Source organism: Mesorhizobium sp. BR1-1-4, assembly GCF_020165375.1.
In the GTDB taxonomy this organism is placed as follows: domain Bacteria; phylum Pseudomonadota; class Alphaproteobacteria; order Rhizobiales; family Rhizobiaceae; genus Mesorhizobium; species Mesorhizobium australicum.
On the sequence record NZ_JAIUIB010000009.1, the window covers coordinates 13992 to 30804 of the forward strand.

Here is a 16813-nt window from a genome sequence, read left to right on the forward strand (position 1 = left end):
CGCTTAAACAGGCCGAACCAAATCTCCCGAGGTGACCATGCCGCGCATTGCCTATGTGAACGGGCGCTACATCACTCATGCCGATGCCTCCGTGCATATCGAGGATCGCGGCTATCAGTTCGCCGACGGTGTCTACGAGGTCTGCGAGGTGGCGCGCGGCTTCATCGTCGACATGCCGCGCCACCTTGCCCGGCTGAACCGCTCGCTGACCGAACTGTCGATCGCCTGGCCGGTGACACGCAACGTGTTGCCGCTGATCCTGCGCGAAGTGGTCAACCGCAATCATGTCGTCAACGGCCTGGTCTATGTTCAGGTGACGCGCGGTGTCGCCAGCCGGGAATTTGTCTTCCCATCGGCGAACGTCAAGCCCGCGCTGGTGGTGACAGCCAGGAAGGCCGACCCTGCCGCGGGAGCCAAGCGAGCCGAGACCGGTATCGCCGTCATCACCGTGCCGGAGAACCGGTGGGACCGCGTCGACATCAAGACCGTCGGGCTGCTGCCCAATGTATTGGCCAAGCAGAAGGCCAAGGAAGCGGGCGCGCAGGAGGCGTGGTTCGTGGATGCCGACGGCAACGTCAAGGAGGGCGGGTCGTCGAATGCCTGGATCGTTACCAGGGATGGCGTTCTGGTCACCCGGCCGGCCGAACATGGCATTCTGCGCGGCATCACGCGCACCACCATGTTCGAAGTCGCGGCAAGGCTCGGCCTGAAGATCGAGGAACGGGAATTTTCCGTCGCCGAGGCCAAAGCGGCCCGCGAAGCATTCATCAGTTCCGCGACGACTATTGCCATGCCGATCGTGGCCATTGACGGCGATCCCATAGCCAATGGCCACCCCGGCTCAATAACACTTTCGTTGCGGCATGCCTTTTTTGACATTGCGGAAAAAAGTCCAGCCTGATAACCGCACAGGTGGAATGAACATCAATATATCTCGTTCTGCTTGTCGTTACTGACGGCAAGAGGGTGTTTGCGCGCTTGACATGTGCCCGCTAATTTGGCGCATTGGCTGCAAACCGAAGGGGATCGGCGAAAGACAAAAACAATGGCGGAACGATCGCAAAACCTTCAGGACCTGTTCCTGAATTCAGTTCGCAAGAGCAAGAACCCGCTCACCATCTTTCTTATCAACGGCGTGAAGCTGACCGGCGTGGTCACTTCTTTCGATAATTTCTGCGTCCTGCTGCGCCGCGACGGTCACTCCCAACTCGTCTACAAGCACGCCATTTCCACGATCATGCCGAGCCAGCCGGTTCAGATGTTCGATGGCGAGGAAAGCCAGGGCGCCTGATTGGCACGTGAGAAGGACGCGGACGGCACGGTTCGCGGAAAACCAGCGCATCATCCCGGGACGGAAGCCAAGGGTCCGACCCGGGCCGTTGTCATTGTGCCTCTGCTTACCCGCCAACCGCGTAACGACGATGACACGAACCGTCCGCGGCTGACGCGCTCGGCCGAGGCGCGCCACGACGAAGCAGTCGGCCTTGCCCGCGCCATCGACCTTGATCTGATCCATACGGCGGTCGTGACCGTCAACGACCCGCGCCCGGCGACGTTGCTGGGCAGCGGCAAGGTCGAGGAGTTCGCCGGGATCGTCAAGGAAGGGCAGGCGGAAGTGGTCATCGTCGATCATCCGCTGACGCCGGTGCAGCAGCGCAATCTCGAGAAGCAATTCAACGCCAAGGTGCTGGATCGCACCGGGCTGATCCTGGAGATCTTCGGCGAACGGGCGCGCACCAAGGAAGGCACGCTGCAGGTCGAGCTTGCCCATCTCAACTACCAGAAGGGCCGCCTGGTGCGCAGCTGGACCCACCTGGAGCGTCAGCGTGGCGGTGCAGGCTTCCTCGGTGGCCCCGGTGAAACGCAGATCGAATCCGATCGGCGGCAGTTGCAGGAAAAGATCATAAAGCTGAAGCACGAGCTGGAAACCGTGCGCCGCACCCGCGACCTGCACCGCGCCAAGCGCAAGAAGGTGCCGTTTCCAGTGGTGGCGATCGTCGGCTACACCAACGCCGGCAAGTCGACGCTGTTCAACAAGCTGACCGGAGCAGGGGTGCTGGCGCAGGACATGCTGTTCGCCACGCTGGATCCGACACTGCGCCGCGTGCGGCTGCCGCATGGCACGCCGATCATTCTTTCCGATACGGTGGGCTTCATTTCGGACCTGCCGACGCATCTGATCGCGGCGTTCCGGGCGACCTTGGAAGAGGTGGTCGAGGCCGATCTCGTCATCCATCTGCGCGACATTTCCGATCCCGACACGGCGGCGCAGGCCGAGGATGTCGAGCGCATCCTCGCCGATCTCGGCGTCGACGCCAGCGACACCAGGCGCGTGATCGAAGTCTGGAACAAGATCGACCTGCTGGACGAAGGCAACAGGCAGCGGCTGCTTGCCGACAGCGCCGACGGTTCCAAGGAGCCGCCGATTGCCGTATCGGCGGTGTCAGGCGAAGGCATCGATGCGCTGAAAGCGGTCATCGAAACGCGGATGGCCGGCGAACTGCAAGACCTGACGGTGACGATCGAGCCGGCACAATTCGGCCTGGTCGACTGGCTTTATCGCAATGGCGATGTCGTTTCGCGAACCGACAATGACGATGGCAGCGCCACCGTTTCGCTGAAGGCCACGCAAAGCGCCCGCGAAGAGATTGAAAGCCGATTGCGTCGCAAAAACAACGGCTAACGCGCAGAAATTCGAGAAGAAGTATCGCGGTTTTCCGTCCGAGGCTATAGGCTTACCTTGCAGTTTTTGCTTCCTGCCAGAGCGCTTCCATCTCCTCTAGGCTAGCTTCCTCCAGCGAGCCGCCTGATTTTTCCAGGGCTCGCTCGACATAGTGGAAGCGTGAGCGGAATTTCTCGTTGGTGCCGCTGAGTGCCGCCTCCGAATCGAGCTTCAGGTGACGGCCGAGATTGACGACGGCAAACAACATGTCGCCGAACTCGTCCTTGATCGAGGCCGTCTCACCCCTCGCCAAAGCCTCGCGCAACTCCCCGATCTCTTCCTCGATCTTGTCCAGGATGGGAGCCGCCTCGCTCCAGTCGAAGCCGACACGGGCGGCTTTTTCCTGAAGCTTCAGCGCTCGCGTCAAGGCGGGCAGGGCGACCGGAACACTGTCCAGGAACCCCTTGCCGTTGTCCTCCGGGTCGAGGCCGCGTGCGAGGCGGGCTTGTCGCTTCTCGGCCTTCTCCTGCGCCTTGATCTTCTCCCACATGCCCTTGGCCATGCCGGCGCTGCGGGCCTTCTCATCGCCAAAGACGTGCGGATGGCGGCGGATCATCTTGGTGGTGATGGCCTGGACAACGTCAGGGAAGGCGAATTCGCCGGCTTCCTGCGCCATCTGGGCATGGTAGACGACCTGCAGCAGGAGGTCACCGAGTTCGTCGCGCAAATCGTCGAGATCGCCGCGCGCGATGGCATCCGCCACCTCGTAGGCCTCCTCGATCGTGTAGGGCGCGATGGTGGAGAAGTCCTGCTCGATATCCCACGGGCAGCCGGTCTTCGGCGCGCGCAACGCCGCCATGATCTCGATCAGGCGTGAAATGTCTTTCGATGGCGTCATGGTGCGGATGCTATCGCGCGAACCGCCACTCGGCCAACGCTGTCAGCCGGCGAGGGGACCTTGTCCACAGGCGCACCGTACCCGCCTCGTCAGTCCAGCACGGAAACGATCGCCTTGGCGAGGTCATCCATGCCGTCCTCGGGCAGGCCGGCGACGTTGATGCGGCTGTCGCCGACCATGTAGACGGCGTGCTCGGCGCGCAGCCTTTCGACCTGCGCTTCCGTGAGGCCGAGCCGCGAGAACATGCCACGATGGCTAGCAACGAAGTCGAAGCGGTCGGAATTGGATTGCCGGCGCAGCGCCTCGGCGAATGCGACCCTAAGCCTCAGCATACGAAGACGCATCTCTTCCAGTTCTGCTTCCCAGTCGGCACGCAGCGCGGCGTCTTCCAGGACGATGCGCACCGCCGCCGCGCCATGGTCGGGCGGCATAGAATACATGGCGCGCGCCGCCGACAGCATCTGGCTCATCGCGACGTCGGCCTGCGCGCCGTCCCTGGCCAGGATCATCGCCGCGCCGACCCGGTCGCGGTACACCGCGAAATTCTTCGAGCAGCTCGACGCGACAACCATTTCCGGAACTTTCGCGGCCAGCAGCCGCAAGCCGAGGGCATCGGCCTCCAGGCCGTCGCCAAAGCCTTGATAGGCGATGTCGACAAATGGCAGCAGGCCGCGCTCGACGACGAGATCGGCGATGGCTTCCCACTGGGCCGCATCCAGATTGGCGCCGGTCGGATTGTGGCAGCAGCCATGCAGCAGCACCACGTCGCCGCTGTTGGCCGACCGCAGCGTCGCCAGCATGTCGTCGAAACGAACCGCTCCCGAGGCCGCATCGAAATAGGGATATTCGCGAATCTGCAGGCCGGCGGAACGCATCACTGGCATATGGTTCGGCCAGGTCGGGTCGGAGACCCAGACCGTGGCATCCGAACGCGTCCGCTTGAGCAGTTCTGCCACCAACCGCAGCGCGCCGGAGCCACCAGGCGCCTGTGCCGCCCGGATGCGCGACAGGTCCGCGCCTGGACCGAAGGCGAGCTTGGCCATCATAGTGTTGAACCCGGTATCGCCGGCAAGGCCGAGATAGGTCTTGGTATCCTGGCTCTGCAGCAGTCGCTTCTCGGCCTCGCGCACGGCCCGCATAACCGGCGTCTTGCCGTCGCGATCCTTGTAGACGCCGACACCGAGATCGACCTTGCCAGGGCGTGGATCGGCGCGATAGAGGCCGATCAGCGCAAGAATCTTGTCGGCGGCAGCTGGCTGCAGGTCTTCGAACATCATTATGGTTCCGTTGGCGCGGCGGAGTGATACGCAAATTGGCCACGTTTCACCAGCGGTTTTGATCGCGCCGGCGCGAAAGGCGGCACCTGCTGGTGCGGCTTTTCAACCACTTCAGAGAAGGCATGCCATGCTCGTCCGTCTGACCATGATCTGCGCCGGTGCCACGGCGGCGACCCGGAAAGGGCGGTTTCCCTCGGATGAACCGCTGGAGCCACGATCGCTGACATTGGCAAAGGCGATGCGCGGGACGCTGCGTCGCGCCGACCGTGTGTGGACAGCGCCGGCGCTTCGCGCCTGTCAGACCGCCGACGCGCTGTCGCTGAACGCGACTGTCGATCCGATGCTGGCCGACCAGAATAACGGACGATGGGCAGGCAAGAGCTTTGAAGAGGTGCAGGCGCGACAGCCTGAAGAAATTGCCGCATGGCTTACGGATCCGAATGTGGCCCCGCATGGTGGTGAGTCGGTGGCCGATGTTGCCCGACGGACCGCTGGATTGATGGATCGATTGATCGCCGAACGTGGCCATACCATCGCCGTGACCCATGCCAGCGTCATCCGCGCCGCGATCCTGCATGTTCTCGGGGCGCCGCTTGCCGCCAGCTCAAAGATCGACGTCGAGCCACTGAGCATCACCGATTTTCGCAGCGACGGCCGCCGGTGGGTGTTGCGCGCCTGCGGTGTCACGGTTCCCAAACCGGCAAAACCACTTGGACCTAAGGGCGTTCACGGAACCTAGGCGAGACGAGATACCTGCAACCGATATTTCGCGCGAAGAAAAAACGGCACGGCCGGGATTAAAATCCCCACTGCTCCGTAAACAGGGCATGAAACGGTCGATGCCACGCTTTGACATCATTGGACAACTCGGGTCGCTGCGGCGCTACGCCCGTTCGCTGACGCGCGACGGCGTCGAGGCCGAGGATCTCGTCCACGACGCGCTGGTGCGCGCCTATGAGCGGCGCGGCACGTTCCGCTCGGGCGGAAACCTGCGCGCCTGGCTGCTGTCGATCGTCCACAACACCTTCATCGACCGCGTGCGCTCGCGCCGCTCGGAAGCGGCACGCCTCGAACAGGCCCGATATCTGGCCGACGGCAGCACCCCGGCGCCGCAGGACCATTCCGTGCGCCTGGCGCAGGTTCGCGAAGCCTTTTTCAGCCTGCCGGAAGAGCAGCGCTCGGCGCTGCATCTGGTCGCCATCGAAGGGCTCTCCTACCAGCAGGCCGCCAACGCCAGCGGCGTGCCGCTGGGCACGCTGATGTCGCGTATCGGCAGGGCGCGCACAGCCTTGCGGCAGATGGAAGAGGCGCCCGCCCGGGGCAAAAATCATCTCAGGATCGTGGGAGGTGACTCATGACCGCTCTTGTCGACCCGGTTACGGACGCCGATCTCGACGCCTATATCGACGACCAGCTCGACGTCAGCCGCCGCATCGAGGTCGAAGCCTTCCTGTCGGCGCGTCCGGACACGGCCGCGCGTGTGATGTCGGATCTGCGCACCCGCGATGAATTGCGCGTGGCGCTGGCCGGCTCCGAAGGCATGGCGCGGCCGGCGACGGCCGATGCGGCGCGGCGGCTGGAGAGGGGGCTTGGCCGGGGCCGCATCTTCGGTGTGCTGCAACGCGCGGCAGCGGTCGCCGCTTTCGTTGCCGCCGGTTGGCTGGCCAACGGCATCGTCGGGCCGATGTCGGTGACCAAGGTCGTCGCTTCACCGCAGCCGCCCGCCTATGTCGACGAGGCGGTACAGGCACACAGGACCACGCTGCTGCGCGAAAACATGCCCTCGCAGACCGAGGCGCCTAATTACAATGCCGGCGAGATCCGCGCCGCCACCGCCATCGTCATGCCGGCGCTGCCGAAGGATTGGAAGGTCCGCGACGTGCAGATCTATCCGTCGCGCTTCGGCCCGAGTGTCGAGATTGCGGTCGACACCAAGGAGATGGGCCTGGTTTCGCTGTTTGCGATCCGGCCGGGCACTTTCGATGTAGTCAAGCCGACCATGGCGCCCTCGGGCGACATCTCCTCGGCCTATTTCCAGATCGGCGATGTCGCCTACGCTGTCGTCGCCAAGAGCGAGGTTCATGATCTCGACCGCGCCGCCGAAACGCTCGCCAGAACGCTTTACTGACCAATCCACAAAGGAGACCTCGAATGAATACGCCCAATCTTGGACACCGCGTGGGCACAGGCGCCCGGACTGGAGCCGTCTATGACGAGGGCCTGCGCCAGCACATGCTGCGCGTCTACAATTATATGGGCCTTGGCCTGGTGGTTACCGGCCTTGTCGCCTTCCTGGTGTCGTCGACGCCGGCGCTTTATGTGCCGATCTTTTCCAGCCCGCTGAAATGGGTGGTGATGCTGGCGCCGCTCGCCTTCGTGCTCCTGTTTTCGTTCAAGATGCAGACCATGTCAGCGGCAAGCGCGCAGGCGATGTTTTGGGCCTTCTGTGCCGTCATGGGCCTGTCGCTGGCTTCGGTGTTCCTCGTCTTCACCGGCACCAGCATCGCGCGCACCTTCTTCATCGCCGCCACCATGTTCGGCGCCACCAGCCTCTATGGCTACACGACAAGGCGCGACCTGACGCAGTTCTCGTCCTTCCTGATCATGGGCCTGATCGGCGTGGTGATCGCCAGCATCGTCAACATCTTCCTCGGCTCGACCGCGCTGCAGTTCGCCATCTCGGTCATCGGCATCGCCGTGTTCATTGGCCTGACGGCCTGGGACACGCAGACGATCAAGGAGCAATACGCGGAGAATTTCGATGCGGAGTCGCGCCAGAAGCTCGCCGTCTTCGGTGCCTTCTCGCTCTATCTGAACTTCATCAACATCTTCCAGCTGCTGCTGAATTTTACCGGCGAGCGGGAATAGTCCGGACCGTAGCAGGCAACAGCTTTGAGCCTTGGCTGGCCGGAGGGAAACCTCCGGCCATCTTCTTTCGAAAGGGGCGCCTGGCCCACCATCAAGGTTCATCGGGATCGCGTGAAATGCAAATGCCGTCCGCCACCTTGAGTTCACGCCCGGCCATTTGCTAGCCTGCCGGCCACGCCGGACGAACCGCGAGGACATATGGAACAGGACAGTCTGACGCTTCATGGCGAGGGCATATCGGCAACCATCATCGCCCACGGCGCAGAGTTGGTTTCCCTGCGGGATGCACGAGGATTTGAGTTCCTGTGGCAGGCTGGACCGGCCTGGCGGCGCCATTCGCCGGTGCTGTTTCCGATCGTCGGCCGGCTGAATGGCGATCACCTGCACCATCGCGGCCAGACCTATCCGATGACGCAGCACGGCTTCGCCCGCGACAAGCCTTTTATGTGGGCGGAGAGGGGGCCTCGATCCTGCACGCTGGTGCTCGCCGACGACGCGGAAACCCGAACGCACTACCCGTTCGCATTTCGACTGGCCGTGACCTATACGCTGGGCGAGGCGCAACTCGACATAGAATTCGAGATTACCAACCCGGGCGACGAACCGATGCCGGCGTCGATCGGGGCGCATCCGGCGTTCAACTGGCCGGTTCTGCCCGATATGGCCAAGGACGCCTATCGCCTGACGTTTGCCCAGGCAGAGCCAGCGCCGATCCGCCGGCTGAAGGATGGCCTGCTCATCGCAACGCCGCAGCCAACGCCGGTCAAAGGCACTGTGCTCGTGCTGTCCGAACGGCTGTTTGAGGACGACGCTGTGATCCTGGACCGGCCGGCCAGCAACAGCGTTCGCTACGGCGCCGATGACGGTCCGGCGATCGAGGTCTCATGGCAGGGATTTCAGGAAGTGGGCATCTGGTCCAAACCCGGCGGCGCACCGTTCCTGTGCATCGAGCCCTGGCACGGCATTGCCAGTCCGTTGGATTTCGATGGCGAGTTCACCGACAAGCCCGGCCTGATGCTGATCGCGCCGGGCGCGAGGCGTTCGCTGAGTTACCGGATCAGCGTGGAGCAGGGGCCTCGGTAAAGTTTTCCTGCAAGCCATGAAGCGGGCGCAAAGCCGGGCCGGGGCTGTATTCGATCTCAGGTCGGGTCTCAGACCTGCCTGACCAAGGCGCCGATAACATTGACAAGAAGGCGCGCGGCGGTGAGCGCCGACAGGCCGTCACTGTCGGCTGGCGGATAGAGCTCCACAAGATCGAATCCGGCGATCCTCGCTCGCTTGCCCAGGCTCGCGATGAGATCGATGACCTGCGTATAGGTAAGGCCGCCGGGCGTACGCGCGGCCACGCCCGGCATGATGCCGGGGTCGAGACTGTCGCAGTCGAGGGTAACGACGACTCGCGCGCCTTCCGGAATATGGCCGAGCGCCGCTTCGACACCCAGGGCGTGGACCTCGCGAGCGGTGACGAAACGGCTGCCATAGCGCCGCGACGCTTCGATTTCCGTGAGGCGTGCGCTGCCGACGCTGCGCAGTCCGACCTGCACCATGCCGGCGACATGCGCCATCTCGCTCGCGCGGCGCATCGGGCTGGAGTAGCCATGGCGTTCGCCATGCACCTCGTCTCGCCAGTCGATATGGGCGTCGATCTGCAGGATCCAGACAGGCCCGTGATCCGCGAAGCCGGCGACCACGGAATCGTCTCCGCCGAGCAGGATGGGCACGGCCGGCAAGGACAGGATCTCGCGCGTCTTCGCCTCGATCCGGGCGCGGTTGCCGGCATTGTCATGCATGATGGTCAGGATGTCGCCGACGTCGACGCAGCAGACGGGCTTGCCGTCGAACAGCGGGCCGCCGAGATCGAAATCCCAATGCTCGACGAGCGCGGCATCACCCTGGCTCGCAACGCGGATGGCATCGGCGGCCAAGGCATGACCGCTGCTGTCCTTGCCGGGATAGGTGCTGCCGTGCCCGGCGCCGAAGATCACCGCGCGGGGGGCCGTGTCATCGGCGAGGCGATCGGGCAAGCCGAGAAAGGAAGATCGTGTGGTCATTCTTGATAAGCCTTTGAGTCCAGCCGAGGCGTGATGGATTGAAGCTAGCGTAGTTGCTGGGATGGTCGAATTCCATTGCCGAAATCGCCGTCCAGAAGTTCCGTCGGTTCCAAGCTGGAGGCGGCCCTGAGACGGGGACATTGAGCTTGCTAAAGTGGGTAAACGTTGCAGATTACTGGAACTGCGATAAAGCGAATGGACCGACCGAGGAAAATCCGCATGATCTATCTTTGTTGTCGAGTGCCGCGGTTCTTATGGCTGAACGCATCCGCATAGATGTGGTTGATGGGGAAGGGAATGACATTGCCAAAGTTCTCATGGCAGGCAGGTCTCCTTTTCGGCCTATGCGCTACTCCCGTTGCCTTCCTGCTGGCACTCTTTTCGGCCGGATCTGGGCATGGCGACTATGTGCTAGCCCGCATTCTCTATCCAATCCCCATGTTGGCAACTCTTTTGACCGACAACACGATTACCAGCCTTTCCCTAGGGTTGGCTGTGGCACAGTTTCCTGCCTATGGGGCATTTGTTGCTCAAGCCGGCCGCGCCGGTTGGTTGGCGCTTGGCCTCGTCCACGTCATTGCAATAGCAACTGCTTTCAGCGGGGTGCTCGACAATTTTTAGGAACGCCTACGACGCGCCTCGCTGCCGCTACGCGCAACGGAATCAGTCTGCAGGTACCGCTGCGCTGGCAGCTATATGCTAACGTCAAAGTGACCTGGAGACGCGACATCGCCAGCTTCGTCGGCAGGATTCCATTGCCAAAATGGTCAGGTCCCGGCCGTCCCGCACCGGTTGATCCTCCGATGTCTCTTGACGTTATTTGTCCCGGAACCTTCCAGCGCGAGCATCGTAAACGAGGAGAGGCATTGGAAGGCCAATGCCAGGGTCCACCATCTCGACCGCGACCCGGAGTTCCTGATCGAATTGCCGGAGCGAATCCAGATCCACCGCATCCTGCTCGACCGGCGGAGGCTGCCCTGATGCGACCGGTCGCGATGTAGGAACAGATGGAAAGCGTCGCGCGCCGCCGCCGCGTCATCTGGCATGATATGCTCGGTACGGGCGTCCGCCAAACCGGACGCGATGTCTCGAGCGACGTGCCGGTGTCGGCGGCGCCGGGTCAGGAGGTCGGGTGAAAATCTATAGTCCGCGTGTAGTGGAGGGACAGGAATGGGTTCTTCCCCAACAAGCCGAGGACTACCAGCTATTCGCGAGCCTCGGCGACCCAGGCCAGAAGCGATGGCGTCCGCCGCGGATGAAATTCCTGCGCGAGCAAGAAGACGGAACACCCCGGCTATATTCGGATTTTCCTTGGCTCGGCGAGCACGTGCTCATTCTGAGGAGCACGGCGTTGAAGTTGCTACGGCCGATTCTAGAACCGTATGGTGACTTCCTGCCGCTTCGTGCTGACGAACCCATATCGCTGTTCAACGTCACCAATGTGGTCGATGCGATGGACGAAGAACGTTCAAGAACCGTCCGGTTTGACGATGGCGGTATCATGACGATCGAAAATCTCGTCCTTCGGCCGGAGGCCATCGGCGGGGCCGAGATATTCAAGTTGCCGGAGCGGCCCGATGGCGTGCGACTATCCGATATCTATCTGCAAGAGACCATCGTGCGTCAGATTGGCGAGCTCGGATTCAAAGGCATCGCCTTTGAATTGGTCTGGAATGACGAAGCGGTCGGTCGCGACAGGATCGAATACCGCGGCATGGAGCGGCGTGCGCCAGTTTCATTCGCGAGTTTGAGACGCTTTTGGTCCGGTCTGCTTCGGAAGCCCGGGCTGTGAAGCAGGGCTGTGAGATGGATTCGAGATGCTTTTCACGCCGTGATAAAAGTCGCATAAGATAGATTATGGAACTTGCGCACGTAGCGCGGCCGGGGAATTGCTGCGGTTCTGACCGCTGCCGGCAATCATCGTGAATGCGCGCCACCGGCACTTCACGACCTCGAACCCATGGTCGAGCGTTCAAACGACGACTTGAAACGCCAACTGAGCAGCAGCCTCTAGCGGTTTGACTCGTATGGGATTTCGATCACCATGCCATCATAGGCTGGTTCGACATTGTCGGGCGTCTCGGCCATCACGGCGGTGTAATCGAGCGGCACGTGCATGTGCGTCAGCACGGCGCTCCCAGGCGAAAGCGCCTCGATCCAGTCCAGCGCCTGGCCAAGCGAAAGATGGCTTGGATGCGTGTTGTATTGCAAAGCGTCGATGACCAGCATGTCGAGACCTCGCAGCCGTTCTGCGGTGGTCTTGGGAAAGTCGCTGACATCGGGACAGTAGGCGAGCCCACCGATGCGGAAACCCAGCGAAATGATGTCGCCATGGATCTGGGGCAGCGGCTCGAAGGTGAGGGCACCCCCCTCTCCTTCGATCACGACCGGCCTGGTATGATCGATGATGCGGGCGTCGACGATCGGCGGATAGGAACTGCCTGCCGGCGTCTGGAAGCAATAGCCGAACGCCTCGCGCAGCCGCAGCATGGTCGGCTCGTCGGCATGGATGCCGATGCGATGCCGTTGTTCCAGCACATAGCCGCGCAGGTCATCGATGCCGTGGATGTGGTCGGCATGCGGATGCGTGTAGATCACCCCGTCGATGCGCCTGACTGAAGCCATCAGCATCTGCTCGCGGAAATCGGGGCCGGTGTCGATGACGACCGTGGTGCGGCCGCCATTGGCGGCAATGCGCTCGACAAGCGCCGCCGTGCGCATGCGCCGGTTCCTGGGATTGGTGGGATCGCAATTGCCCCAGTCGCCGGTGATGCGCGGCGTGCCTGGGGATGACCCGCAGCCGAGAATTGTCAGGCGCAGCCGGTCGCTCATGTCTCGAGCGCCTGCTGGCGAGGCATTTTTCCAAACAGCCGAAAGAAATTATCGGTCGTCACCGCCGCGATCTCAGCCTCGCTGACGCCGATTGTCTCGGCCAGCACCTTCGCGGTTTGCGCGACGTAAGCCGGCTCGTTGCGCTTGCCGCGAAACGGCACCGGCGCCAGATATGGCGCGTCGGTCTCGACCAGCAGCCGGTCACGCGGCAAATCGGCGGCGATGGCGCGCAATTCGATCGAGTTCTTGAAGGTCAGGATGCCCGAGAACGACACATAGCCGCCAAACGACACGCCGACCTCCGCGAGCCGCCGTCCCGACGAAAAGCAATGCAGGATGAACGGGAAGGCGCCCTTCCCTGTCTCGTCCTCGAGAATGGCGGCCATGTCGTCGTCGGCATCGCGTGAATGGATGACGAGAGGCAGCCCGGTCTCGCGGGCGGCGGCGATATGAGCGCGAAAACCCTGCGCCTGCGCATCGCGCGGTGCCTTGTCGTAGAAATAATCGAGACCTGCTTCACCGATCGCCACCACCTTTGGGTGAGTGGACAGGCGGACAAGGTCGGCGGTGGTGACGTCGAGCTCCTCGGCGGCATTGTGCGGGTGAGTGCCGACCGAGCAATAGACTTCGTCGAAAGTCTCCGCGATCTCAAGAACTTGCTGAAACCGCTTCACGCGCGTGGAGATCGTCACCATGCGGCCGATTCCGGCCGCCTTGGCGCGGGCGACAATGGCCGCCCGCTCCTCGGCGAAGTCCGGAAAATCCAGATGACAATGGCTGTCGACGAGCATCAGGCGTTCGCGTCCGTCTGTTCGACGTAGCGCGGAAACACGCCCTCCGGCGCGGGCAGCGCCGTCCCGGAAACAAGCGCGTGGTCGGCGTGGACATGCACGAACTCGCGATAGTCCGCCGGCACCGCCAGCAGGTCGAGCAGCTTGCCGGCCGAGCCCGGAATGAAGGGCTGGCATAGAACCGCCACGCGCCGGACCACTTCGGCCGTCGTCCACAGCACCGTTTCCATGCGCTCGGGATTGGTTTTCTTGAGCGCCCAGGGTTCCTGTCCGGCGAAATACCGGTCGGCTTCCGCAACCACGCCGAAGATCGCCGCCAGTGCCAGATGGATGCCCTGTTCGGCCATTGCCTTGCGCGCGGTGGCGAGAGCGTCGATCGCTTGATCCAGGATCACCTTGTCGGCTTCCGCCAGGTCGCCGCGCTTCGGTACCACGCCGCCGCAATTCTTGGCGATCATCGACAGCGAGCGCTGCGCCAGATTGCCGAGACCGTTGGCCAGATCGGCGTTGGTGCGGTTGACGATCGCTTCATGGCTGTAGCTGCCGTCCTGGCCGAACGGCACTTCGCGCAGGAAGAAGTAGCGTACCTGGTCGAGGCCATAATGCTCGATCATGGTGAACGGGTCGATGACGTTGCCGACCGATTTCGACATCTTCTCGCCGCGGTTGAACAGAAAGCCGTGGCCGAAGACGCGCTTCGGCAGCGGGATGCCGGCCGACATCAGGAAGGCCGGCCAATAAACCGCGTGGAAGCGCACGATGTCCTTGCCGATGATGTGCGCATCGGCTGGCCAGAACTTCCATTTCTCATCTTTTTCATCGGGATAGCCGACGCCGGTGATGTAGTTGGTCAGCGCGTCGACCCACACATACATGACATGCTTTTCGTCGCCGGGTACCGGCACGCCCCAGTCAAATGTGGTGCGCGAGATCGACAGGTCCTTCAGTCCCGACTTGACGAAGCTCATCACCTCGTTGCGGCGCTCGGCCGGACCTATGAAGTCGGGCTGGCCTTCATAAAGCGCGACGAGCTTGTCCTGATAGGCCGACAGGCGGAAGAAGTAGCTCTCTTCCTCGACCCATTCGACCGGCGTTCCCTGCGGCCCGTAGCGGACATTGTCGGGACGGACCTCGGTCTCCTCCTCGCCGTAATAGGCTTCGTCGCGCACCGAGTACCAGCCGGCATAGCCGCCCTTATAGACGTCGCCATTGGCGGCCATCGCCTTCCAGATCGCCTGCGAAGCAGCGTAATGGCGCTCCTCCGTGGTGCGGATGAAATCGTCGTTGGAGGCGTTGAGCGCGGTCGCCATGCGCTTGAACTCGGCTGAATTGCGGTCGGCCAGTTCGCGCGCAGAAATGCCTTCGCGCTTGGCTGTCTGCAGCATCTTGATGCCGTGCTCGTCGGTGCCGGTAAGGAAGAAGACCTGCTTGCCGTCGAGCCGCTGGAAGCGGGCAAGAGCATCGGTGGCGATCAGCTCGTAGGCATGGCCGATATGCGGCTTGCCGTTCGGATAGGAAATTGCGGTCGTGATGTAGAATGTGTCGCGTGACATGAATGAACCGTCATGAATGTCTGAATGGAGGCCGTGGCGGTGGATATCGCATCGGAATGGCGATTGCCATCCCGAGACCAGTGCATGCCGCCCAAAAGTGGCCCCGGTTTAAGGGGCAACGGCATGCACCAAAAAAGCCCGTCACATTCGCATTGCAGAATTCAGGCGGTCGATCATGGTCAGGGCGTGCTGCTTTTTGTCGAGATTGTAGGTGTCCGTCTCAGATATAGCGTCCAGCGCCTCATGCCAACTGTCCGACAGCGTTTTGGCCCGCTTGAGATCGCCAGCCCGCGCCGCCTGGCTTGCCGCATCCGACAGAAGGTCCAGCGCCCGGCGATTGAAGATGTCGAACTGTATCGCCTGGTCCTTGCCCGCGACCGCCTCGGCCAGGCGATAGGCGCCGCCAATATCGCTCTTTCCCGTCGCCACCAGTCCATCCAGCGTCCGCGCGATCTCCAGCCCGCCATACTGCGTCAACAGGATCGCGTTGCGGGCGCTGCCCCCTGCCCGCTCGACCAATGCAGCCCTCGCGGCCGGATCGTCGGGCGGCGGCGGCTCCGCTGTCTCCAGCACCGCCATCAGTTCGTTGGCGTCGAGCGGTGTCAGCCGCACCACCTGGCAGCGCGAGCGGATCGTCGGCAGCAGACTGCCGGGTGCATGGACGATGAGAATGAACAGGGTCCGTGCCGGTGGTTCCTCGAGATTCTTCAGCAAGGCATTGGCCGCATTGGCATTCATGTCGTCGGCCGGATCGACGATCACCACCCGGTAGCTGCCGTCATGCGAAGTCAGCGACAGAAAGCGGCTGACCTTGCGGATTTCGTCGACGGTGACGACGGTCTTGAAACTCTTGGTCTTGTCGTTCAACGGGCGGGTCAGATGCAGTACGCCGGGATGCGCGCCGGTTGCGATCTGGCGAAACAGCGGCGAGGCCGGATCGGGAACTGCTAGGTTGCCAGGCGCCTGGTCGAAGGCCGGATGCTTCAAAAGGTGGTGGGCGAGATGGAAGGCGAGCGTCGCCTTTCCGATCCCGACCGGACCGGCGAAGATAAGCGCATGAGGCAGCTTTCCCGCACGATAGGCGGCGGCAAGCATGGTGACGGCCTGCCCGTGTCCGACCAGACGCGGTGTTTCGGAGGGTTCCGGCACACCGTCCAGCGTATCATGCTGTTCCGGCGCGATGCGTTCGAAGATCATACGGGTGCGACCTGCCTGTTGCGCTCGGACGCCCTTGCCTCCAGTGCCGCGAACACGGTCGCCGTGACGACATCCTCCACCGTGTCCGGATCGGCGGACGCATCGACGACGATGCAGCGTTCCGGCTCTGCCGCGGCGATCGCCAGGAACGCTTCGCGGCGGGCCTGGTGGATGGCCAGCGTCTCTTTTTCGAAGCGGTCGGCTGTGGCATCGCTGCCACGCCGCAATGTCGCGCGCTTCAAACCCTCGGCCGGGTCGATATCGAAGATCAGCGTCATGTCGGGCATCATGCCGTTGATGGCGACCTGTTCCAGCATGGCCATGAATGCCGGATCGATCCCACCCGTAACGCCTTGATAGACACGCGAGGAATCCAGGAAGCGGTCACAAAGCACGATGGAGCCGCGTTCGACCGCCGGACGGATGACCTGCTCGACGTGGTCGGAACGCGCGGCTGCGAAGAGCAGCGCTTCCATCTTGGGCCCGAACGGTTCGGCGGCACCCGAAAGCAGCACATGCCTGACCGCTTCGGCGCCCGGCGAGCCGCCCGGCTCGCGTGTCCGTACGACATCATACTTCTTGGCGCGCATCTTGGTGGCCAGCCGCTCGATCTGTGTCGACTTGCCTGCGCCTTCGCCGCCTTCGAAGGTGATGAAAAAACCGCGCGCCAACCGAGGGCCTTTG

18 protein-coding genes are annotated in these 16813 nt (G+C 62.8%); 10 read left to right on the forward strand and 8 right to left on the reverse strand.

All coding sequences use genetic code 11. The features are described 5' to 3' along the window. The first annotated feature begins 37 nt into the window (after positions 1-37). From LB571_RS19865 to hflX, 3 genes are all read left to right on the forward strand, one after another. Positions 38-901 carry a D-amino-acid transaminase gene (locus LB571_RS19865; RefSeq protein ID WP_140824401.1) on the forward strand — a complete coding sequence of 288 codons (864 nt, stop codon included), beginning with the start codon at positions 38-40 and terminating at the stop codon, positions 899-901. A gap of 144 nt (positions 902-1045) precedes the next feature. After that, positions 1046-1291: an RNA chaperone Hfq gene (hfq, locus tag LB571_RS19870; RefSeq protein WP_006202172.1), complete on the forward strand. Its 246-nt coding sequence runs from the start codon at positions 1046-1048 to the stop codon at positions 1289-1291. Next, complete coding sequence (hflX, locus tag LB571_RS19875) at positions 1292-2683, forward strand: GTPase HflX (protein WP_224597227.1); 1392 nt, start codon at positions 1292-1294, stop codon at positions 2681-2683. It abuts the gene before it with no gap. Positions 2684-2735: 52 nt separating this feature from the next. On the opposite strand, the gene mazG is transcribed toward hflX, so the two are convergent. Continuing rightward, entirely contained in the window at positions 2736-3560 is an 825-nt protein-coding gene (gene mazG, locus LB571_RS19880; RefSeq protein WP_224597229.1) for a nucleoside triphosphate pyrophosphohydrolase, read from the reverse strand. 89 nt (positions 3561-3649) lie between these two features. Then, positions 3650-4834, reverse strand: a complete 1185-nt coding sequence (locus LB571_RS19885; RefSeq protein ID WP_140664581.1) for an aromatic amino acid transaminase — start codon at positions 4832-4834, stop codon at positions 3650-3652. A gap of 4 nt (positions 4835-4838) precedes the next feature. Between LB571_RS19885 and LB571_RS19890 the strand changes: the two genes are divergently transcribed. From LB571_RS19890 to LB571_RS19910, 5 genes are all read left to right on the forward strand, one after another. Beyond that, on the forward strand, positions 4839-5576 hold the full coding sequence (locus tag LB571_RS19890) for a histidine phosphatase family protein (RefSeq protein WP_318011726.1): 738 nt from the start codon (positions 4839-4841) through the stop codon (positions 5574-5576). Between the two features lie 88 nt (positions 5577-5664). Continuing rightward, positions 5665-6195 (forward strand): sigma-70 family RNA polymerase sigma factor, encoded by a 531-nt coding sequence (locus tag LB571_RS19895; protein ID WP_411909938.1) that lies wholly within the window; start codon positions 5665-5667, stop codon positions 6193-6195. Next, positions 6192-6965, forward strand: a complete 774-nt coding sequence (locus LB571_RS19900; RefSeq protein WP_224597233.1) for an anti-sigma factor family protein — start codon at positions 6192-6194, stop codon at positions 6963-6965. The genes LB571_RS19895 and LB571_RS19900 overlap by 4 nt, the downstream gene beginning before the upstream one ends. A gap of 23 nt (positions 6966-6988) precedes the next feature. Beyond that, positions 6989-7705: a Bax inhibitor-1/YccA family protein gene (locus LB571_RS19905; RefSeq protein ID WP_224597235.1), complete on the forward strand. Its 717-nt coding sequence runs from the start codon at positions 6989-6991 to the stop codon at positions 7703-7705. Between the two features lie 198 nt (positions 7706-7903). Then, entirely contained in the window at positions 7904-8788 is an 885-nt protein-coding gene (locus tag LB571_RS19910) for an aldose 1-epimerase family protein (protein WP_224597237.1), read from the forward strand. 68 nt (positions 8789-8856) lie between these two features. Here the strand turns inward: LB571_RS19910 and LB571_RS19915 are convergent, their stop codons facing one another. Further along, complete coding sequence (locus LB571_RS19915; protein WP_224597239.1) at positions 8857-9756, reverse strand: agmatinase; 900 nt, start codon at positions 9754-9756, stop codon at positions 8857-8859. Positions 9757-10053: 297 nt separating this feature from the next. Here LB571_RS19915 and LB571_RS19920 point away from each other — a divergent pair, with 297 nt between their 5' ends. Both LB571_RS19920 and LB571_RS19925 read left to right on the forward strand, forming a co-directional pair. Beyond that, positions 10054-10377: a hypothetical protein gene (locus tag LB571_RS19920; RefSeq protein ID WP_224597242.1), complete on the forward strand. Its 324-nt coding sequence runs from the start codon at positions 10054-10056 to the stop codon at positions 10375-10377. A gap of 511 nt (positions 10378-10888) precedes the next feature. Continuing rightward, the gene (locus LB571_RS19925) at positions 10889-11548 is read left to right on the forward strand and encodes an imm11 family protein (protein ID WP_224597246.1); all 660 of its coding nucleotides are present in this window, start codon (positions 10889-10891) and stop codon (positions 11546-11548) included. Positions 11549-11766: 218 nt separating this feature from the next. Here LB571_RS19925 and LB571_RS19930 read toward each other — a convergent pair whose 3' ends face one another. The 5 genes from LB571_RS19930 to tmk form a co-directional block, all read right to left on the reverse strand. Further along, positions 11767-12588: an MBL fold metallo-hydrolase gene (locus tag LB571_RS19930; protein ID WP_224597248.1), complete on the reverse strand. Its 822-nt coding sequence runs from the start codon at positions 12586-12588 to the stop codon at positions 11767-11769. Then, positions 12585-13379 (reverse strand): TatD family hydrolase, encoded by a 795-nt coding sequence (locus LB571_RS19935; RefSeq protein WP_015317903.1) that lies wholly within the window; start codon positions 13377-13379, stop codon positions 12585-12587. The genes LB571_RS19930 and LB571_RS19935 overlap by 4 nt, the downstream gene beginning before the upstream one ends. Further along, positions 13379-14932, reverse strand: a complete 1554-nt coding sequence (metG, locus tag LB571_RS19940; protein ID WP_015317902.1) for a methionine--tRNA ligase — start codon at positions 14930-14932, stop codon at positions 13379-13381. Before metG ends, LB571_RS19935 begins: the two co-directional genes overlap by 1 nt. 141 nt (positions 14933-15073) lie before the next feature. Then, the gene (locus tag LB571_RS19945) at positions 15074-16129 is read right to left on the reverse strand and encodes a DNA polymerase III subunit delta' (RefSeq protein ID WP_140792876.1); all 1056 of its coding nucleotides are present in this window, start codon (positions 16127-16129) and stop codon (positions 15074-15076) included. Beyond that, positions 16126-16800, reverse strand: coding sequence for a dTMP kinase (gene tmk, locus LB571_RS19950; protein WP_015317900.1), 675 nt, complete (start codon positions 16798-16800; stop codon positions 16126-16128). The genes LB571_RS19945 and tmk overlap by 4 nt, the downstream gene beginning before the upstream one ends. Positions 16801-16813 lie beyond the last annotated feature (13 nt).